Here is an 18,888-nt window from a genome sequence, read left to right as displayed (position 1 = left end):
TTGAGTGGAAAAGATGTTTAGCCGGTGTTCGCTAACAGTCTCTAGCAAGCCCATCTGATCGAACAGACCTGCAATAATGTTTAAACGTTTCATATTTTTGACCTAAGTAAGACAGATGGGCAGCACGAACAGTGGCCAAAATTTAGATTCAGAACAATTGCCGGTTGAACTGCAAGCCCTTGCCACTGAGATCCGTACCTTAGCCAAACACCGGCAAGGGGATACACTGGCGATTTTAGAGCTATTGCGGATGCTAGAGACTTTGCATCGAGAGGTTCAGGATAATGTGTTTCAACCGTCTTTACCCGATAACCGGCAGGCGCTATACGCCTTGCTGCGGGATATTGAAGCTGATGGCGGGTGGCCTTATATTCCTCGCATGAAGCTACAATCGCTGTTAAGGAATTTTGCCCCAGAGTCTGCCGGCAAGCCTATCTCAGAAATGCTGACTCCTCAGCATCCTTCCAGTTTCGATAGAGAGAGGGGCAAAGGGGGTAACAATGATAGCGCAGATTGATTCTCGATTTTCAATCTCAAGCCTTGAATTAATCCACAGCTTTCCATTCCACGTTTAATTTGATCCACTTATTTGGCTCAAACTTTAACACTTGCTTGAACACATACAGGCAATCTAACATTTCCGCCGGCTTCATCGGTTGTTCGCAACTGCGCTGCCAGTCAGCCCGATCCATTGTGCCCATAATTAGGTACTCGTTGCCGGTTAAGTCTGGCTGCCGCTGGCTGCATAGATAGGCTAGTTGCTCCTCAACTTCATCCTGATGGGCAATTAGCAAGTCGCAGGCGGGGCAGTAGCGACAAGACTTGTTAAGGACAACCGGCTGTTGCGGTTCAAGATGAATCACCAGGGGCACTTTACGCAGTTTTGTTTTGCCTTCGCACTTCGGGCAGTAAGAGAACCGCACGTCCCTGTAAGGGTTCTGAAAGAAGAATTTGTACCGGCGTGGCTGCTTTCCGATTCGTTTCATCGCCCAAGTCCCATAGCACCTAAAAATTAGATGAGCTTATTATATTTCTGTTTAATGACTTCCTGTTTACCGCTGATCTTAAGTTGCCACCTAAACCGTAATTCTCACACTTCCCGATTCCTTATACCCCTGATCAGCCATGCAGCATCGCCCCACACTCTCTAGGGCGCGGGTATTGCCGGTTTAAGCAGTAGGTTTATTTGTTGCAAGCTTTATTGAATAGCGTTTTGCTTTATTTACGAACCCGACGCTTCGTTTTTTCGTGCCAATATGCGGTTAGAATTTTGGGATTAGGCGGGCCGGCAAGACAGACAACTCTTAACCCTCTTAAAACATCAATAAACTGATAATAAGGGCTATGTCGCAAGCTTCGATCATTCAGGGTAAATACGAGCGCCCCTCTACTGAATCCTTTGGTTCCATACATAAGAGCGACTTCAATCATCGCATTACTAATCGCCCGCTGCTGTTGCCGCCTTTGCAAATGATTGCTATCTTTTCGGCGATTTACGCTAATTAAAATCCCGATATGGGTTTGATTTTCATCTTTTTCGACCAGTCGCGTAATTTTCTTGTTGGCGTCCATTTTTGTAGCCTCTGATTTGATAATTCATGTGGAAGAAGTAGGTAGAACTGGATAGAATATAGAAAAGAGAATCAGGAAAATCAAGCAAAAATTAAATAGAATTCATGCAAACTATTAATTTTTGCGAAGAAATGTAAAAACTAATTAAAAAATTCCTCCATTTGTTAAATACACTCCGCAGAAAGCAGTTTCGGAAAGCTTGGCAAAAATCATGTGCTAGAAGCGTGTAGAGCACCTGCAACCACTCTCACCCTCAATGCAGCAAAGCAGAAAATACCCAACAATTGGGTATATTAAAGTTTTCCCAGTGTTGTCCTGAGATTAACATCGGCACTCTCACGAGGTGTTAAAGATTATTGACTTTTGGAGCAAGAAGCGGGTTAGCGGCGGATCGCGAGGCTTTTTTGACGAAATCTTCAACTTCAGCCAAATGTACAAGGAAATAAAATTCCTCACTTTGCAGCGAATACGTTTGTGAGAGCGAGGAAATCGGCGAGAAATTGGTGATTTGAGAGTATTTTGCCTAATTGTCAGTTTTAAAAGCATTTTCCTGATAGCTGAAAACAGCGATAGCGCAGAAAACCCCGATGAAGAAGTATCTGCTTTGTTCATCTAATGTTTTAGGAGGGTTTCGCTGTGCCGGTGAATACAGATTGGCATTTTTTCCTCAACCTGATTCCCCACAACCGGGTTGCAGGAACCTATGGCATTTTTAAGCCGGTAGGAGAGTTGCTAAGTTTAATGATTCCTCTAAAGCCGGTATAATATTGAATTAATTGGAAAAATCTGCGTGATATAACAAGCCTTCATTACTTCTTTACAGAGTGCAGGCAATCCTTAAATCTTTGATATCAACGCCGGCAATAACAAAGGCAGAATAAAGATAGATTTAATTGTTAAACAATTAGCAATTAGTAAAATAAGATAGGCTAAATTCAGATCAAATATTGTCAAGCTACACTGGAGGGCATGATGACTGTAGCCGTTAATAACTATAGTATTACGTGGGAAAAATTGCCTGATGATTATCAACTAGATGACGAGCCGGTGGATAACCTTAACCAGCCATTGCTAGCCGCAGCCTTAAGCGAAGCCTTAGAATTAGCAGGGCGCATTCAAGAACCGATGCTAATCGCCACTAATTTCGGTCTGTGCGCCACTGTAAGCGGCAAATTTGTGATTAAAGCTCCCGATTGGGTTTATGTGCGCTCTGTGCTGCCAGATGACTCTGATCAGCCTCGCCGCAGTTACACACCTAACCTGGAAGGTGAAGTTCCCTCAATTGTGATGGAGTTTCTTTCAGCGACAGAGGGAGGCGAGTATTCGATTAAGCCAACTTACCCTCCCGGTAAGTGGTTTTTTTACGAACAAATCTTGCAAGTGCCAATCTATGCAATTTTTGAACCGGCAACTGGATTACTGGAGGTGTATCAGTTAAATTCAGGACGCTATCAGCTGCAACAGCCAGATGCAAATCGGCGCTACTGGATTGCCGGCATCGAGTTATTTCTAGGCGTCTGGGAAGGCACAAAGGCAGATCGCACCGGCTACTGGTTGCGCTGGTGGGATGAAAGTGAGCAGTTGTTATTATGGGGTGTGGAATTGGTAGAGCAAGAGCGTCAAGCAAAAGAAGCTGCGCTGCAACAAGCTGAGCGGTTAGCGGCTCACTTGCGTTCCCTTGGCATCAATCCTGATGAAATCTCATCTTGAGTTGACAAGGCAAAAAACCGAGTCTGGCTTGAGTTTGCACCATGCGGTTGGCATGGGTCGAAGTGAAGGAATAACAAACGGCTCAAATGATTCCTATTAAAAGTGGTTAGGCCGTTGTGCGTTTAAATAGGCAAATTAAATTTATTTATTCTGCCGTGGGCTGCTTTTATTAAACTTGCTTTCTTGCCAAGAACTCCCGATTCCCTGTATAATTCCGCGACCGATCAAGCCTAGACCCCGGCCAATTACTTGAGTAAGTACATAAACAACACCGTTGCCGGCAAAAGCAACCGCTGATCGCAAGCGAGGCGCAACCGCATCACGGCTTTCTAGTACCAGCGTTACCGCTAGGGGAATTCCTGACAGTTGCATTAACTCCTCACGGCGGGGGGCATAAATAGGAATTTTCCCGATGCCGCGATAAGTGAACAAGAACAACCAATACCGGCTTTCAAAAATCGCTGTGGGTTCCCCAAAATACTTTTCCAGACGGTATTTCCAAGACAAATTGTTGCGAAACTTTTCAATTGATCGGGTAGAAATCCAGCGCCGGTCATAAAAACTCTGTTTAATTTCCTCTACATCCGGAAAATAATTTAACAGAGGTTGGATCACTGCATTTGCAACTTGAATCATCAAGTTGTGCAGTAAAGCCTCCGCTCGGAGCAACGCTTCTGTACTGCCGGCAGGGTAGGCAACATTGTCAATTTTTAAGGGAGTTTGAAATAGCACATGAGCAATAAATTCAGCAACTTGAGGGATTTTATTCAAAATAGCATTCTGGACAACTGCCTCTTCTTGCAAGAACACCGGCACCACTTCCACCTCACCCACAGGTAGCAATAGCGTATAATATTTGCCAAAAAATTCGGTCGTTACCTTTTCCCACAAATCCCGGACAATTGCATATTGTTTTTCACTAAGCTGATCTGCCTGTACTTCGGAAAAGCGCAGTTCATCCAGCACTTCTTCTAACTGACGCAGGATAATAGATAGCAATTCTTGTTTTTTTTCTGCCCGTAAAATATCAATTTCCAGGGCTACACTCGTCAAATTGGGCAGACTAGAATTTAGCTTAGCAAGAGTCGCTTCAAATAATTCTGAGCGCAACGCTCTAAAACTCATTTCCGAGCCGGTTGTTTGGCGCTGCAACCGGCCTGCTTCCGGGTCAAGCTCTATCGTTTGCCCAGACGCTTCAGGCGAATTTTGGGGCGAAAAGTCTTCTCGCTCGCTCCAGTCATAGGCAGACGGGGGCTGGGGTGCCGGTGGTAAAGAATTTGGAGCCAGCACTTGGTTCACCAACCAGCGGGCGGCTCGCAGTTCTCTTCGGCGTCCCTGTAGAACCGCTCGATCCAAGTCTGATAGAGCCGGATTTTGCAGTTGGACTGTCAAATTCTCAATCGTTGCATCAATTTGCCGCAGCCCAGGTAAACTCAGGGTTCGTCGCAGGTTGGCCAGCGGGCGGCTTGCTCTGGCGTCCGACTTTGCCGGCATTCGCACTTCGGCTGAAGACGGGCGGGGAACCAGCGATCTCAGACTTTTGACATCTGACCAATAAGTGCCGCCATCGGCAACCTCACGGATCGCAGCAATTAACTCAGCAGTGGCTGTACCTTTCGGGCAAAAACCCTTAACACCGGCTCGCTGTACTGCTGTTAGTACCGACAAATCGCTGAAAGCACTGATCACCAACACCGGCACTTGAGGGTACTGAGTGTTCAGCCGGTCGCACAAAGTCAGTCCCGGCATCCCAGCCGGCGCAGACAAGCCCGATCCTAATTCTAAAATGACTAAATCGACCTGATCTACAGCTCTCCCCGTCTCCTGTTTGACACGCTCCTCTAGCAGACGTAAAGCCTCTGAACCCTCTGCAGTTTCTGCCACTACTTGCAAGTCAGGAAACTGCTCACACACAGTACGCAGACCGATGCGAAAAATGGGGTCATCATCAATTAGTAGCAGTTTCAAGGAGCGCTCGCTCATGACACTGGTCAGCGACAAGATAGGATTTAAGCATTTTAAGGATGGATTGCCGCACATCTATTTGTCATTGCCATTAATCTTCCCGCTATCTCCTAGGGATATAGCGGGAAGATCAAGGGTGACATGAAGGTTTGTTTTCAACAATCAAGAATAAAGCAGCGAAAAACCGATTAATCGCTTCCTCTACTTTCTATTCTCAATTCTGCCACCAGGTAGCTCACCTCACTCAATTCCATCCATAGGTAGGGGTTCAGCCGCTGGGGGTGCAGCAGGTGGCGGCGCAGCTGCCGGGGGTTCAGCCGGCGGGGGGTTGTAAGACTCTGCCGGCGGGTAATAAGGTTCTTCTGGCGGGGGGTTGTAAGACTCTGCTGGCGGGTAATAAGGTTCTTCTGGCGGGGGGCTGTAAGACTCGACCGGCGGCACATAAGGTTCTGCCGGCGGCACATAAGGTTCTGCTGGCGGCACATAAGGTTCTGCCGGCGGCACATAAGGTTCTGCCGGCGGCACATAAGCCTCTGCTGGTGGGTTATACGGTTCTGCCGGCGGTGCGTAATTTTGGGCCGGTGGGTTATAAGCTTCTGCGGGGGGATAATACTCTTGTGCCGGTGGGCTGTAAGATTCTGCTGGATAACTTTCCTGAGCCGTTACAGCAGGTTGCTGAGCCGCACGAATAGCATCCCGTTCTGCCGCCCAGCGACCGATCCCGTCCTGCGCTTCATAATACAGCGCCCGACCGTAACCGATTTGCGATGCCACTTGAATCGCCTCTGTCAGCCGGCCTTGAGCGGCCAGTTTTGTTGCTTCATTCAGCTTAGGCCGGTCTTCCGCAATTTGAATTTGGCCCACCCACTCATCAATAGATGTCCGAGCCTGTTTATATAGTGCCCGCCCTTGGCCAATTTTTTCAGCAATGCGAATTGCGTTGCCCAGATTGCCCTGCTTCGCCACTGTTTGCGCCTGATCCAAGATTGGTTGGTCTTCCAGCGTTTGGATTTGTTTATTCCAAGAAGCGATCAGAGTTTGAGCCTCTATGCGTAAGGGCCGGCCTTGGGTGACTTGACGCGCTTTGGTGATCGCCGCCTTCAAAGCATTAATCGTTCCCGACTCCGCTAATTGCTGGGCCAGCACGACATAAGGCCGGTCTTGTGACTGTTCTAATTGCTTGCGCCACTGGGCGATCAAAGTTTGTGCATAGATGCGTCTGGGGCGTTCCTGCTTCACCATTTGCGCTTGGTCAATGGCCAATTGGTAGGTCAATCCCTGGCCCACACTTGCCAGAGAACTCGCCATCTGAAGCTGAACCAAATCTTTCAGTTGTGCCTGCCAGTCTGTAATTTTTGCCTGAGCTTGTTTGTATAAGGGGCGCTCCGGCCCGAGCTTGCGGGCAGCGGCTTGGGCTTCTAGAACCGCCACAATGGTTGCCGCCGGCTGTTGAGGCCCACTTTTTGTATTAGGTACAAGTATTTCTGCGCGGCTCAGCAAGACAAAGTCTTGAGCTTCTGCATACAGTGAGGATTCCTGCGGAACGCGTTTAGCGATAGAAATCGCCCCATCCAAATCCCGTTCTTGTAGCCGTTTAGCCGCCAAATCGAGCAGCTTTCGGCTCCATTTAACAATATCGGCTTTGGCTAACGTATAGGCATAGCTATTCGAGCCGATTTTGCGAACTAGCGAGAGCGCCTTTTCTAAGTCGTCTGGTGTTTCGTAGGTGGCCAAGTCCCGCGCTTCTTTCAGCTGACCCCACGCCTGTCTTTCCGCAACGATCTGCTTGAGCAACTCACCGTAGCGTTGCTGCCCCCAGTAATCATTTCGCAGACGAACCATCTGTTGAGCGTAGGCGGTTGCTTGCTGCCATTGCTGGGTTTTGATCGCCTCTATCGCTTTATTGTAAAGAATTTTTCCTTTATCCCAATCCTTCTGCCAAAGGGCCATCAGCATTTGAGCGTCGGCATAGACTGGGCTGTTTTTCGGAACATTACCGGCAATTGCGATTGCGCTCTTTAAGTCGCCCCCATCCATTTTATTTTGGGCGATTTCAAGCAGCGATTGTGACCATTCGTCCCGCATCTGGGTTGCCTGACCATAAAGTGGGTGTTCTGCCGGCCAGTCCTTCACCAAGGCCAACCCTTTTACCAGCTGGTCTACCTTGCGCGATGCAGCAGCCTGCTGAGCGCATTGCAGCCGCTCCATATCGGGCGACAGGGGCGAAATACTTTCGCAATTGATGGGCGGCGGCATGGTGATTAACCAGAAAAAGGCACCAGCTGCGGTTCCCCCAAATATGAGAAGCACGCTCAGCCAAATGAGCGGCCATCCCCAATCCCGGCGTCTGGGCTGGCTGTGAGGTTTCGGTGTGTCAGTTTGAACGGGAGTCATCGTGTCACTACTTGGTTGGGGCATCGCGGCAGTGGGGGGATCGGAGTTGGCCCTTGTTGGCCCTACGATCGGTTGGCGCCGGCGTCGCATCAGGAATTTGCGGGCTGTAGGTGTTCGGGATTGGTCAAATTGTCTGTTCGCCATCGCTTCAGCTTTCCGGTGCGCTTTGTTCGCTTGTTGCCTCGGAGGTCTCAGTTAAAACGCCATTAACAGTTTGCCGGCAGCAATTTGCTTGGGTTTAACTTCGATCCCCAAACTCGGTTGGGAACTGGCAGCTTGCCAGCAGAAGGAACGCGTTGTAGCAGGCCAATCTGATTTCACTTCAATACCCACTAAATAAAGTTGGGTATCCGGACAGTTGAGCGTGCCTGCGTTGCTTCCTCTTTTCAGCATGGCTCCATCAGGGCCAAGTCGCTCAATGGCTGCTTGTCAATTGTGAATTGCAAGTCAGTTTGCCGTCATATTATAGGCTTGAGAAGCAACTTGAAAGTGTTTTTAGGCTGAATTGATCGCAATTTGTGTTTGTATTGCCTTAATTTTTTTTCTGACCTTACCGGCCTGAGCAATGGCTAGCCAGACAAACTCAGACTTTTCCCCTAAAATGACACATCAGTGCGATCCGAGCGCTCTATCTGAGCGGGTGCTGTTGTGGCAAGGGTGTCTGCTGGCGAGCGAGCCGGCACTGAGCGATATCCGTAAAAGTCTATCCGATACTCAGTTATCCGCACGCCCGTTTGTTTTTCAAGCTGCTCAATTAATTCTTCCGGTAGTTCCACGTGTACGTCCATAATCTGATTGGTATCCAGACAGTTGACGTGACTGTGGGAGTCGCTGATATTGCCATATAAACGACCGTCAGAGCGTTCTATACACTCGATGATGCCCTGAGTTGATAACGCCTCTAAATTCTGGTACACCGATGTATGACCGATGGCTTTCCCTTGGTGATTTAATCGGTCATAAATCTCTCGTGCTGACAGGTGTTCTTGCGCCTGCCAGAGGAGTTCCAGAATGAAGCGGCGCTGCCGGCTCAAACGCATACCTAGCGTCTGGCAGCGATTCAGAGCATCTTCTAATGAGCGAATTGGTTTCACAGCTACCGCCTCATCTTTCATGCTTCTTTTTATAAAAAGTCAGTCTCAAGAGTCTTTCTAATTATTCTATCCTAGGTTTTTTGAGGCCGGTTGCGATTTCTGGATGCAGCCCCTGTGCTGGGGATGAGCTTAGAGCGAACTGAGGGTGGCAGCAGATATCTCATCATAGCCTCAAGTATTAGGCCAACCGGCACGGGCTGGGTGATCGGCTCTCTGATAAACTACAGGGAAGCGAATCATCTTCGCCTCTTGTTTTTCCCTCTTTCCGTTGTTTTCATGGCCATCACCATCCCGCTTAATTTGGAGTGCTTGCAGCAGTTGGATCTGTCGCCGGCTCAAACTGCGATTGAATCATTGCTCCAGTTGCCAGCGCTTTCGGCTGATGGGCAGCTGCGCTTTGAAATTGACTATCCCAGAGAACCCGAAGATCCGCGAGAACTTTCAGAAATCCCGGAACTGCGGCTGTGGTTTATTCGCTTAGACGCTCGCTATCCCTGGTTGCCGATTTTGCTAGATTGGAAAGCCGGTGAGTTAGCTCGTTATGTGGCAATGCTGGTACCCCACCAGTTCCACCGCACTGAGGGAATTCAGTTTAACCCAGAAGCTTTAGAAATTTTCTTAATGCAGAAAATTTTTGCAAGCGCCGACTGGTTGCACCGGCAGGGTGTCCCCAGCAAATCTAAGTTGATGTCGATGGCTCAAACCCTCGGCTATGACTTGGACGAGTCGTTATTTGACTTAATTAGCAATCCCAATTCTTGACTAACTCCTAGATATAAAGAGTTGTCTGTCAAGTTTTCGCAATATCCTGCGCGACTAATCCGGCAATTGCCAATTTGTAATGAAGAGTGAATAGAACCGATTGCGTTTTTCACTCTTCAGTTCTTCCGCAACAAACTACGCCGGCGGCAAATAAGCCATTGGGTTCTGCGCCCCACCGCCAGGGTGATGAATTTCAAAGTGCAAGTGAGGGCCGGTACTAAAGCCTGTGCTGCCCATTTCAGAAATTTGCTCACCTTGCTCGACTTGCTGACCTTGGCTGACTAAAATCCGGTCGTTGTGAGCGTAGCGAGTCATGCTGCCATCAGGATGTTGAATCTCTACTAAATTGCCGTAGCCCCCTTCATCCCAACCGGCATAAGTAACGACCCCAGAAGCAGCAGCAACAATGGGTGTCCCGATGGGACCAGCAATGTCAATGCCGGCGTGCATCCGCCCCCAGCGCCAGCCATAACCTGAAGTCAAAACTCCCTGAGCCGGCCAGTTATATCCATTAGAATAAGCTGGACTTTTTGGTAAATATGTGTCTGGAGAATTGAGGGGCGGTAACTGTGGCGAATTCATTAAAGGGTTCATTAATGATTCGTACAGTTCGGAACCAAGAGAGGCTTTTGCAATCTGTTGTGGTTCAATTGTCGATTCAGCAACTGCGGTTTCCCAAGCGCTACTTTGAGTTTTTGATGCAAGTTCCCGTTGTTGTTCCCGCAGCTTTTGAATCTGTGCCTGTGAGGTGTTGGAATTTGCAGAGAAACCAGAGGCAGATACAGAGCGATTTCTCTGCGCCGGCACTACCACCGGCTGCTGGGCATCCTGCACTTCTTGTGCCGGCAGATGGGCTTGATTTCTGTCTTTGTGAACCTGATACTTTTCCCGAAGCCTCATCAGATCCGCTCTTAAATTCTCAACGTATTTCTGATTGGGTTGTTCGCTTTGGGAGGCGAGAGAGTTAGCATACCCGCTGGCAATAGAAGTTGAACTTGCTGCTAAAGTTGTGCCGGCTACAGACTGATTACTACTTTCATCAGAGGCTGTTTCCGAAAAGTCAGAACGAATCGCACTTGTTTGAGGAATGTTGAGAGTTTGATTAATTTCGAGCCGGCTCGGATCACTTAACTCATTAAACTTGAGCAGCTCTGTTAAAGAAACCCCATAGGCGCTGGCGATGGACGAGAGTGTTTCTCCGGGCTGTACTTTGTGAAGCACAATATTGGGGGTTACCTCTACGACAGGTACTGTCAGCACTGCCGGTGCCGGTTGAGCGGTGATGGCAGCGGCAGGAAGGACTGTAGCTGGAGATTCAGTCTTATCGGCAACCCTAGGCACTACAGTTTTGAGAGCCGGTTGATCTGCTAGTTTCCCAGAAGACTGTATCAAATCTTTAAACTTCACCTGAACGCCGGCATTAAACGACTCCCTGACGGGGACTGTTGGGATTAACTCTGTGGCTGTCAATTTCTCTTGAGGCGTGCCACTCTGCGAGGCGGGAATCAAGTCGGGTGTGTAAAGGATAACCCGTGTCAGTTCGGGTGCTGCCGGCTCAGTTGCATAGGCAGCATCACCTTGTTGAGGCACGATCAGGCTAGACGCCCCCATCGAAATTGCCAATCCAATTAAAGCCGCTGAAGGACGATCTTTATGACCGGCATCTGAAAAACCTGGCGTAGCGTGTTCCACGATTGCATTCTCCTGTTCTGACTAGCACTTAATCTGACTGGGCAAACCAGTCTAGGCAGATGCACCGAGGAGCTTAGAAAAGTTCAAAATCAACGTAACCGGCTCTATTTAATGAAGTGAGTGTTGATGTGACGCTGTCTTCAGTTTTTTTGTGTTTTCCATCTGTTTCGCTTTTTGAGGGCTAACAGTTTTTGATGACCCGATTGATTGCCACTTCACCTAACTCTTAACTGACACCTATGTTGCTCATGATTCTGGAAAAATCGTGATTCTTTAGAATTAAGGTGGCATTTTCAGAGCCTTCGCTCTTCCAGGGGCGATACGATTTCTTGTCAAATTTAGTGATTGGCGAATGTCGTCTCAAGGATGAGGCTCTACTCAGTCTAGCTTTGCTGATGTCCCCTCAGCAGTTTTAGCGCAGCTATACATCTAGACTCTAGACGGCTCCTGTCTTTATGTAGTTTAAATACTTAAAGAACTATGATCGGCTTCACTGAGAGCTAAATGTAACATTTAATAGTGTCTATCCAAATGCAGAAATTTTTATCAGTAAATTCCCTGATCTTTTTTTTGACTTATTAATAAAATCATTCAAAATATCTGTAAAAGTAGCATATTGGTTAGCTAAACAGTATGAGTTTTTATAGCTATGAAAAAGTTGCTTTATCGGCTCTGTGGTTGAAGAGATCGGTGGAAACGGAAAACAGCGCCTGAGGCAAGAGGCGAAAGCGGGAGCTGAGCACTAAGTACAAATACGATTTAAAATCCATTCAACGGCAATGGGTAAATTTTGGGCGATGTAGTCGGGTTTCGTATGGTGCTGGTAGTCACCGGCAAGCACGCGTTCGCCAAAGCCGGTTTGCACTAAAATGCCAGTACAGCCGGCATTATGGGCCATATCAACATCCGTTGCCTTGTCACCCACCATAAAACTCTGGCTCAAATCCAGATTATGCTCCCACGCGGCAGCGACGAGCATCCCTGTATTAGGTTTGCGCCAAGTGCTCCACCGGGTAAACTCAGGATCGGTTCCGCCTTCCGGTGCGCTTAAGTAAGGACAGTAATAGAGCGCATCCAGTCGAGCACCGGCTTCGGATTCCAGTAGTTGGCAAAGACGCCGGTGTAAAGCGTCCACATGAGCTGCCGGGTAGTAACCCCGCGCTGGGCCAGATTGATTGGAAACTAAACAGCAAAAGATTTGCCGGTCGTTTAACCGGCGCACCGCCTCAGCCACACCGGCAATTAAATGCAGATCCTCCACCCGGTAGAGATAGCCGGCTTCTACATTCAACACACCATCCCGGTCAAGAAATACCGCTGTCCTTTGTGCTTTATCCATACTCCAATGGTCGTTAGTCGGTGATTCGTTATTGCTAATCGCTGAGTGCTGACAAAGGACAAATCATCACTCAGCACGAGAAGGCGCTACTAGCTTCCCCAAACTTTGTCCAGCACCATTTTCGGGGAAATATCCCCCATTTTGCCGGTCGGAGATTTGATGCCGATAAATTTATCGTTAGCCGGCAGCAATTTCTGCGGATCGGTGGGGCCAAACAAAGCAATCGTATAAGTTTGAACGGCTACAGCCAGGTGCATCGGTGCGCTGTCAGTACACAGCATCAAATTTGCGCCGGCAATCATCGCCGCCAACTTTCCAATATCCGCTGGAACAGTCAGTTTGAGATTGGGATTTGACTGTACCAACTGCGTAATCAACGCCTCATCCTCTGGCCCTTGAATCACTACTACCGGCAACTGCGGCTGTCGCTGCTGCAAATCTTGAATAATCTTCTGCCAGCTTGCAGCAGGATAGATTTTGTCAAGACCTTTCGATAGGGCCATTTGGCTAGAACCGCCGTGAACGATCACATAGCCACTTTCCTGAATTCCCAGCTTTTTCTGTTCCTGTTCCGCCCACTGAATATCCTCCTTAAGCAAAGTTACAGCCAACTCTGGACAAGGAGTGGTAATGCCGAACCCTTGCAGCAGATCGTGATACATCTGGGCTGCATATTGCTCAGTTTTGAGAGAAACAGGATTGGTGAGAAACGGACTGCCGATGCCGGCGTAGCCGATGCGCTGGGGAATTCCCGTCAGCCAAAGCAGTAACCCCACACTGGGGCGCTGTCCCAAAGACAGCACAGCTTCGTACTCGCGATCTCGCATGATGCCCAGCAGGTTTCCCCAATCAGCCAGTCCATTGCGATCTTTAAAGTCGAACGCAATTAGCTGAAGAGACTTGTCGTGGAAAAACTTACAAACGCGGTAGGCTCCTTTCGCACGAGGTTCTACAATCACGTCAATTTGAGCGTCGGGGTAAGACCGCTTCAGGTCGTCCAGCGTGGGGAAAAAGAGTATTTGGTCGCCAATTCCACCGGGGACAAGTGCCAGTATTCGCATTGTGGTTGATTGAGCTTGCCAAAGTCTTATTCTATAGGTTGATAGGTAATTTGTACGTTGTCTGTTGCTATCTGCCGGCTCTCTGTTGTGCGAATTCCTCTGCCAATGACCCGCAAGCGATGACTAATGGTGCGTTACCTGTAGCCGTTTTCGAGGAACAAAGCGTGCATTTATTAATTCCAGCGGCAGGAATGGGACGCCGCATGGGGAGCGATCGGAATAAGCTTTTGCTAACTTTACTGGGCAAACCGTTAATTGCCTGGACGCTGCAAGCTGCTGAGGCTGCTGACAAAATTAGCTGGATTGGGATTATTGGTCAGCCAGAGGATTGGCCAGATTTTAAGGCGATTCTGGCAACGTTGTCGTTGCAGGTGCCGGTGGAGTTTGTTCAGGGTGGTGCGACGCGGCAAGAGTCGGTTTACAACGGGTTGCAAGCGCTGCCGGCAGATGCAGAACGGGTACTAATTCACGATGGGGCGCGGTGTTTGGCGACTCCTGAGTTATTTGATCGCTGTGCTGACGCCCTCCTCGATTGCACCGGCCTGATTGCGGCGGTGCCGGTGAAGGATACGATTAAGGTCGTCGAGCCGGCAACGCAAGTAATTCAGCACACACCGGATCGGCGGAATCTGTGGGCCGCCCAGACACCGCAGGGATTTGATGTCAAACTTCTTAAGCAGTGCCATGATCGCGGGCAAAGCGAAGGCTGGGAAGTAACCGATGATGCCGCTTTATTTGAAATGTGTGGCTTGCCGGTGCGAATTGTGCCGGGAGAAGAAACGAATTTGAAGGTCACAACGCCGGTGGATTTGGCCATTGCAGAATTTATCTTACGCCAGCGCCTGCTCAAGCCTGAGTAGGGGCACTGCCGGTTGGTCTATATCCAACGTGTATGTACACGGTAGCTCACAAAAATTGAGCCGGTTATATGCGCTGACTCATTACCCGCTGGTAATTTTTAATAGCTTCAGTGCAATTCGGCTTAATTTCCATTGCAATCCCGTAGGAACTGACAGCCTCTTTATATCGCTGTAACGTTTCGAGTACCTCACCGCGTTTCAACCAAGCTTCATACTCACCCGGCTGGAGTTGAATCGCCTTATCGTAGTTACTCAAAGCTTCTGCGTGCATCGACATTAAACTGTACAGTTGGCCGCGTTTTACCCAGAGTGGGGCATGATTGGGCCATTTTGCCAAAGCTTGATCGTAAGTCGCCAAGGCTTCCGCATATTCCTGCTGCTCTTCTAACGCACGGGCGCGTTTTAGCCTCGGTTCCAGCTCATTGGGCAGCAGTGACACTAATTCGTCATAAACGTTCGCTGCCTCTTCATAACGCTCTAGTCGCTCTAGCGCATGAGCACGTTTCCACCAACAGCGAGAAACCCAATCCGTATCATTTGGGTGTAATTGAATGATTTTGTCATAAGCTGCGCTCGCTTCTGCATATCGATCAAGTGCCTCCAAGGCTTCGCCGCGTTGAAACCATGCCTCAGCAAAATCTGGCCGTAATTGAATGGCATTGCTATAGGCAACAATCGCATCTTTAAACCGGCCTAATCCATAAAGCGCCTTACCCCGACCCACCCAAGCATCCGGCCAATTTGGATTCAGTTTCGTTGCTCGATCAAAAGCAGACAGTGCCGGCGCATATTGTCCCGCTGCAACCAGCGTCAAACCTCGGCCATGCCATGCCAGGGGAATTTCTGGCTGCAATTCAATCGCTTTATCCAAGCACGCCAGCGCCGCCTCATACCATTGATGCTTCAGCGCCATCCCTTTGTGAAACCAAACCGCATAAACATCCGGCTGGATAATAATCGCTTGGTCATAGGAAGCCACAGCATCTGTATAGCGCTGCAACTTTTCAAAAGCCAGCCCCCGATTCAGCCAAGTCTCTATATGATTCGGGTTAAGTTGAAGTGCCCGGTTATAGGAAGCCACTGCAGCGTCGTATCGCTTCACCATCACCAGCGTCGCACCTCGATGAAACAAGGTATCAAAATCATCCGGCTTGAGGTGAAGAGCTCGGTCATAAGCATCGGCTGCGGCAGAGAACTGCTGCACTTGCTGTAGGGCATAACCGAGATGATACCAAACGCCGTGTACATCGGGCTGGAGTTGGCTGGCTTTGCGATAGGCATCCGCCGCCGCTTGGTACTGTTGCAGCGCATCAAATGACCGGCCTTGGTAATACCAAGCTTCATAGCGGTTTGGGTTAATTTGAATGCCCTGATCTAACGATGCCACTGCCTTTTCATACTGCTGCAAGTGGTAGAGCGATTTGCCGCGAAATGTCCAGATCGAAAAGTCATCCGGTTTGAGTTGTAGTGCTTTGTCGTAAGCAGCAACTGCCTCTTGATACCGGCCTAATTTTTCCCATGCCTTACCCAACTGCAACCACCCTGGATGCAACTCTGGCTTAAGTTGCACTGCTTTTTCATAAGCTGTGATTGCTGCTTCATAATTGCCCCGGCTGTACAGCTTGTTGCCTTGCTTTAAGTCGGAGACTTCTCCGCTAAATTTAGAAACCAGCGAATTGGTCAAACCAATTAATTGCTCCAGAGGTCGCCCCAGATCAATCGATTGCCGATTGCGCCGGCGATCTCTGCGACTGCGCCGGCTTTGGTTTACATTGTGGACAATCGCAGTAGAAGACTCTGGCTGGCCTTGGTCAATCCGGGTGTCTGTGACATTGACGGGGTTAGACATAAAGGCAGGACTCCGGTGCTGAGGCTATCACAACTGGAAAGAGTTTTTTATCATCTTATCGCTACCCTCACGAATGTAATCAGCAAATCGTTGTTTAACTGCCGGCGTCACTCTCCTACTGCCGGGACACAATGCGAGTTAAACACTCATTGCCTGAGCAAAAAAAAACACCCCCAACGGGGGTGCTGATAGGAATGAGTGGTTTGACAAACTTTAGTTATTAACTGAAGAGAACGCCACAGAAGAACACTCATCGATCATGTTTGGCTTCTATGGAGTTTGCGTAGCCTTGAAAGTCTTACAGAGCCAGACCAATCTCAGAGGCAACGCGGCTCAACAGTGAGCGCTGGCGGTTTTGACCGGCACGCTGACGATCCAACATCAAAGTGCGAGCTTTTTCTGTAGTAGACAGCGCTGACTTTTTCTCTGAATCTGTTGTGTGAGCAACACCGCGATACTTCAGCTCAACGGTGGGTTGCTGCACCAATTCTTTGTGAGTATTGCAAAATCTCCAATCAAGCCCACGATACTTGCCGGCCAGTTCGCCTTCGTTTGTTTCAACGGCTGCTGGGGTGTAGTCGTAGCTGATTCCGCGATATGTCAATGTCATGGGATTCGCCTCTTAACTTTTATGGGGTGACTTGAGGCGCGTTCCTTCGGGATTACTCCCTACTTCCGTCTCTCTTGTGTCTCTGTGCAGCGACTTGCTGATGAGCTAACGAGAGATGAACGATTTACTTTCTGTATTCATTGTTACCGTTTTTTGGAAAAATGTCAATCTTCTGACAAAACTTTACAATTGCGCTTCCAGACCGGCAATTTCCCCAAAATCGGTAGATCCGGGCACAGAAACGCGCAACAGAAGATTCGCAAGGGCAACTCATCAAGCACTGTTGCCGTCCACATATCGTGCGACACATCAGAGTCAGGGGAATTCGCCTCAACTTACCCGATGCCGGCATTAGCCCTGTGGGCGATGATTGCCGAAAGTTTCCCAGAAACCGTTTAAAACCCAAAGACACTATGAAGCGAAATCAAATAGCAGCGAGTTTAGTTACAGGAAGCATGACGCTAATTCTGGCGTGTGCCCTCAAGCCGGCTGGTGCCCTTTATTCCTCAAATAATTCAGCCCAAAACACCAAGGCTCAAGGACTGCCGGCACAAATAGAAACCTCAAAACCCGTTTATTTAGCGCAAAGCCGGTCAGAAAACGAGAATGAGATAGAAGGCACCTGGAAAATTACCGAAGGCAAAAACCTTGAGGGCGACAAATACACCGGCACCGCAGAAATAGAAGCCCAAAGCAGCGCTGACAACTTATACACTTTCTCTTGGAAAACCTCAGAGGGCGAGTATACAGGACTGGGATTCTTAGAAGATGACCACCTGTTTATTGGCTGGGCACCCGAAGGGGAAGTTTATGGAGTGCTGCTGTATGAAATTCAATCAGACGGCACCTTAGAGGGGAGGTGGACTTACAATACAGCCCCAGATGGCAAAGTCGGCAGAGAAACAGCCACCGGCGGCAGAAAAGACAAAATCGAGGGTGAGTACGAAATTAACGGCAAGGACATTGGCGGGGAATACAATGGACGTATGAACATCAGCCGGTCGGGTGACACCTACCAACTTTCTTGGACAGTCGATGACAAGACCTATCGGGGAGTTGGCTTGCGTTCGGGCGATTGGCTCGTAGTCGGCTGGGGGCCAAAAGATGATTTCGGTGTTTTAGACTATAAGATTAACGGCAGCAAAGCCACAGGTCGCTGGGCGCTTCCAGGCCGGTCTCAGTTAGGCGTAGATAAAATCACCCGCGAACGCTAACACAAAGGCTAGAGGTTAGGTCTAGGGGCCAGAAAGAATCGCAATTTTATCTTCACCCCTAACCTTTCTCTCAAGCAGCTATAACAACAAACCACGAAAGAAATACTGATGGCAGAAAAAAACGAAGGATTCAAAATTGTTAGCGATAACCGGCAAGCCCGCTTCCTTTACGAAATTTTAGAAACTTACGAAGTTGGGATTGAACTCAAAGGCACCGAAGTGAAATCAATCCGTGCCGGCAAAGTCAACCTGCGAGATGGCTACGTCCTAATTCGCAACGGAGAAGCATGGCTGATCAACGTCCACATCTCGCCCTATGAAACAGCCAGCCAATATTTTAATCACGACCCCCGCCGCACCCGCAAGCTGCTAATGCACCGGCAGGAAATCCGCAAATTAATCGGTAAAGTCGAACAGCAAGGCTTAACCATCGTGCCCTTGAAAATGTACTTCAAGCGCGGTTGGGTCAAAATTGACATCGCCCTCGGCAAAGGTAAAAAACTACACGACAAACGCGAAGATGAAAGACGCCGGGAAGACAAGCGAGATATGGAACGGGCCATGAAGCGCTATTAATCCCACTATTCGCGCTATCTGCGTCACAGATGAAGAACGCTCAAAAGCAGACCCCTGCCGGCTTTAAAAATATTTGCCTGACAGCCTCCCTCACCCCACCATCAAGCCATTGTCTCCCGCATGGTACGATTAACGATCTGGCATCCCAATGCCGCTCCCATCTTCCCACCCGATAGCAATGCGTCCTGCC

The 18,888-nt window shown here is 48.9% G+C and carries 18 protein-coding genes and 1 riboswitch; of the genes, 7 read left to right on the top strand and 11 right to left on the bottom strand.

From position 1 onward, the window contains the following. Nucleotides 1-115 precede the first annotated feature (115 nt). Nucleotides 116-517 carry a hypothetical protein gene (locus tag H6F73_RS24785; RefSeq protein ID WP_242072644.1) on the top strand — a complete coding sequence of 134 codons (402 nt, stop codon included), beginning with the start codon at nucleotides 116-118 and terminating at the stop codon, nucleotides 515-517. Nucleotides 518-545: 28 nt separating this feature from the next. On the opposite strand, the gene H6F73_RS24780 is transcribed toward H6F73_RS24785, so the two are convergent. Both H6F73_RS24780 and H6F73_RS24775 read right to left on the bottom strand, forming a co-directional pair. After that, a complete protein-coding gene (locus tag H6F73_RS24780) occupies nucleotides 546-986 on the bottom strand; it encodes a hypothetical protein (RefSeq protein ID WP_190761428.1) in 441 nt (146 codons plus the stop codon). A gap of 232 nt (nucleotides 987-1,218) precedes the next feature. Continuing rightward, nucleotides 1,219-1,572: a DUF4258 domain-containing protein gene (locus H6F73_RS24775; protein WP_190666462.1), complete on the bottom strand. Its 354-nt coding sequence runs from the start codon at nucleotides 1,570-1,572 to the stop codon at nucleotides 1,219-1,221. Between the two features lie 636 nt (nucleotides 1,573-2,208). Here H6F73_RS24775 and H6F73_RS27150 point away from each other — a divergent pair. Beyond that, complete coding sequence (locus H6F73_RS27150; RefSeq protein ID WP_277882649.1) at nucleotides 2,209-2,337, top strand: hypothetical protein; 129 nt, start codon at nucleotides 2,209-2,211, stop codon at nucleotides 2,335-2,337. A gap of 207 nt (nucleotides 2,338-2,544) precedes the next feature. Then, the gene (locus tag H6F73_RS24770; protein WP_190761608.1) at nucleotides 2,545-3,282 is read left to right on the top strand and encodes a Uma2 family endonuclease; all 738 of its coding nucleotides are present in this window, start codon (nucleotides 2,545-2,547) and stop codon (nucleotides 3,280-3,282) included. 141 nt (nucleotides 3,283-3,423) lie between these two features. Here H6F73_RS24770 and H6F73_RS24765 read toward each other — a convergent pair whose 3' ends face one another. The 4 genes from H6F73_RS24765 to H6F73_RS24750 form a co-directional block, all read right to left on the bottom strand. Further along, nucleotides 3,424-5,265: a DUF3685 domain-containing protein gene (locus H6F73_RS24765; protein WP_190761427.1), complete on the bottom strand. Its 1,842-nt coding sequence runs from the start codon at nucleotides 5,263-5,265 to the stop codon at nucleotides 3,424-3,426. Between the two features lie 222 nt (nucleotides 5,266-5,487). Next, nucleotides 5,488-7,785, bottom strand: a complete 2,298-nt coding sequence (locus H6F73_RS24760; RefSeq protein ID WP_190761426.1) for a hypothetical protein — start codon at nucleotides 7,783-7,785, stop codon at nucleotides 5,488-5,490. Between the two features lie 51 nt (nucleotides 7,786-7,836). After that, nucleotides 7,837-8,034: a hypothetical protein gene (locus H6F73_RS24755; protein WP_190761425.1), complete on the bottom strand. Its 198-nt coding sequence runs from the start codon at nucleotides 8,032-8,034 to the stop codon at nucleotides 7,837-7,839. Between the two features lie 203 nt (nucleotides 8,035-8,237). Beyond that, entirely contained in the window at nucleotides 8,238-8,756 is a 519-nt protein-coding gene (locus H6F73_RS24750; protein WP_190761424.1) for a Fur family transcriptional regulator, read from the bottom strand. Nucleotides 8,757-9,011: 255 nt separating this feature from the next. Here H6F73_RS24750 and H6F73_RS24745 point away from each other — a divergent pair, with 255 nt between their 5' ends. Next, nucleotides 9,012-9,497: a CRR6 family NdhI maturation factor gene (locus H6F73_RS24745; protein WP_190761423.1), complete on the top strand. Its 486-nt coding sequence runs from the start codon at nucleotides 9,012-9,014 to the stop codon at nucleotides 9,495-9,497. Nucleotides 9,498-9,632: 135 nt separating this feature from the next. On the opposite strand, the gene H6F73_RS24740 is transcribed toward H6F73_RS24745, so the two are convergent. The 3 genes from H6F73_RS24740 to H6F73_RS24730 form a co-directional block, all read right to left on the bottom strand. Then, nucleotides 9,633-11,189: a peptidoglycan DD-metalloendopeptidase family protein gene (locus H6F73_RS24740; protein ID WP_190761422.1), complete on the bottom strand. Its 1,557-nt coding sequence runs from the start codon at nucleotides 11,187-11,189 to the stop codon at nucleotides 9,633-9,635. A 742-nt stretch (nucleotides 11,190-11,931) separates the two neighbouring features. Beyond that, nucleotides 11,932-12,528 (bottom strand): HAD family hydrolase, encoded by a 597-nt coding sequence (locus H6F73_RS24735; RefSeq protein WP_190761421.1) that lies wholly within the window; start codon nucleotides 12,526-12,528, stop codon nucleotides 11,932-11,934. An 89-nt stretch (nucleotides 12,529-12,617) separates the two neighbouring features. Beyond that, nucleotides 12,618-13,589: a glycosyltransferase family 9 protein gene (locus H6F73_RS24730; protein ID WP_190761420.1), complete on the bottom strand. Its 972-nt coding sequence runs from the start codon at nucleotides 13,587-13,589 to the stop codon at nucleotides 12,618-12,620. Nucleotides 13,590-13,753: 164 nt separating this feature from the next. On the opposite strand from H6F73_RS24730, the gene ispD reads away from it, so the two are divergent. Then, entirely contained in the window at nucleotides 13,754-14,449 is a 696-nt protein-coding gene (ispD, locus tag H6F73_RS24725) for a 2-C-methyl-D-erythritol 4-phosphate cytidylyltransferase (RefSeq protein ID WP_190761607.1), read from the top strand. A 64-nt stretch (nucleotides 14,450-14,513) separates the two neighbouring features. Here ispD and H6F73_RS24720 read toward each other — a convergent pair whose 3' ends face one another. Both H6F73_RS24720 and H6F73_RS24715 read right to left on the bottom strand, forming a co-directional pair. Beyond that, complete coding sequence (locus H6F73_RS24720; RefSeq protein ID WP_190761419.1) at nucleotides 14,514-16,298, bottom strand: tetratricopeptide repeat protein; 1,785 nt, start codon at nucleotides 16,296-16,298, stop codon at nucleotides 14,514-14,516. A 298-nt stretch (nucleotides 16,299-16,596) separates the two neighbouring features. Then, complete coding sequence (locus H6F73_RS24715) at nucleotides 16,597-16,908, bottom strand: DUF4278 domain-containing protein (protein ID WP_190761418.1); 312 nt, start codon at nucleotides 16,906-16,908, stop codon at nucleotides 16,597-16,599. Nucleotides 16,909-16,943: 35 nt separating this feature from the next. Then, a riboswitch (Glutamine riboswitch) is annotated at nucleotides 16,944-17,032 on the bottom strand. Between the two features lie 175 nt (nucleotides 17,033-17,207). On the opposite strand from H6F73_RS24715, the gene H6F73_RS24710 reads away from it, so the two are divergent. Both H6F73_RS24710 and smpB read left to right on the top strand, forming a co-directional pair. Next, nucleotides 17,208-18,122 (top strand): hypothetical protein, encoded by a 915-nt coding sequence (locus tag H6F73_RS24710; protein ID WP_190761417.1) that lies wholly within the window; start codon nucleotides 17,208-17,210, stop codon nucleotides 18,120-18,122. A gap of 108 nt (nucleotides 18,123-18,230) precedes the next feature. Next, entirely contained in the window at nucleotides 18,231-18,698 is a 468-nt protein-coding gene (gene smpB, locus H6F73_RS24705) for an SsrA-binding protein SmpB (RefSeq protein WP_190761416.1), read from the top strand. Nucleotides 18,699-18,888: the final 190 nt, after the last annotated feature.

The organism is Microcoleus sp. FACHB-68, assembly GCF_014695715.1.
Taxonomy (GTDB): domain Bacteria; phylum Cyanobacteriota; class Cyanobacteriia; order Cyanobacteriales; family Oscillatoriaceae; genus FACHB-68.
Note: the sequence above shows the minus strand (reverse complement) of the source record. Positions and strands in the feature narration are given on the sequence as shown.

Bases quoted from the DNA above. Each gene is read 5' to 3' on its own strand.
- H6F73_RS24785 (WP_242072644.1), top strand. From the start codon at position 116: ATGGGCAGCACGAACAGTGGCCAAAATTTAGATTCAGAACAATTGCCG.
- H6F73_RS24780 (WP_190761428.1), bottom strand. From the start codon at position 986: ATGAAACGAATCGGAAAGCAGCCACGCCGGTACAAATTCTTCTTTCAG.
- H6F73_RS24775 (WP_190666462.1), bottom strand. From the start codon at position 1,572: ATGGACGCCAACAAGAAAATTACGCGACTGGTCGAAAAAGATGAAAAT.
- H6F73_RS24770 (WP_190761608.1), top strand. From the start codon at position 2,545: ATGACTGTAGCCGTTAATAACTATAGTATTACGTGGGAAAAATTGCCT.
- H6F73_RS24765 (WP_190761427.1), bottom strand. From the start codon at position 5,265: ATGAGCGAGCGCTCCTTGAAACTGCTACTAATTGATGATGACCCCATT.
- H6F73_RS24760 (WP_190761426.1), bottom strand. From the start codon at position 7,785: ATGGCGAACAGACAATTTGACCAATCCCGAACACCTACAGCCCGCAAA.
- H6F73_RS24755 (WP_190761425.1), bottom strand. From the start codon at position 8,034: ATGCTGAAAAGAGGAAGCAACGCAGGCACGCTCAACTGTCCGGATACC.
- H6F73_RS24750 (WP_190761424.1), bottom strand. From the start codon at position 8,756: ATGAAAGATGAGGCGGTAGCTGTGAAACCAATTCGCTCATTAGAAGAT.
- H6F73_RS24745 (WP_190761423.1), top strand. From the start codon at position 9,012: ATGGCCATCACCATCCCGCTTAATTTGGAGTGCTTGCAGCAGTTGGAT.
- H6F73_RS24735 (WP_190761421.1), bottom strand. From the start codon at position 12,528: ATGGATAAAGCACAAAGGACAGCGGTATTTCTTGACCGGGATGGTGTG.
- H6F73_RS24730 (WP_190761420.1), bottom strand. From the start codon at position 13,589: ATGCGAATACTGGCACTTGTCCCCGGTGGAATTGGCGACCAAATACTC.
- H6F73_RS24720 (WP_190761419.1), bottom strand. From the start codon at position 16,298: ATGTCTAACCCCGTCAATGTCACAGACACCCGGATTGACCAAGGCCAG.
- H6F73_RS24715 (WP_190761418.1), bottom strand. From the start codon at position 16,908: ATGACATTGACATATCGCGGAATCAGCTACGACTACACCCCAGCAGCC.
- smpB (WP_190761416.1), top strand. From the start codon at position 18,231: ATGGCAGAAAAAAACGAAGGATTCAAAATTGTTAGCGATAACCGGCAA.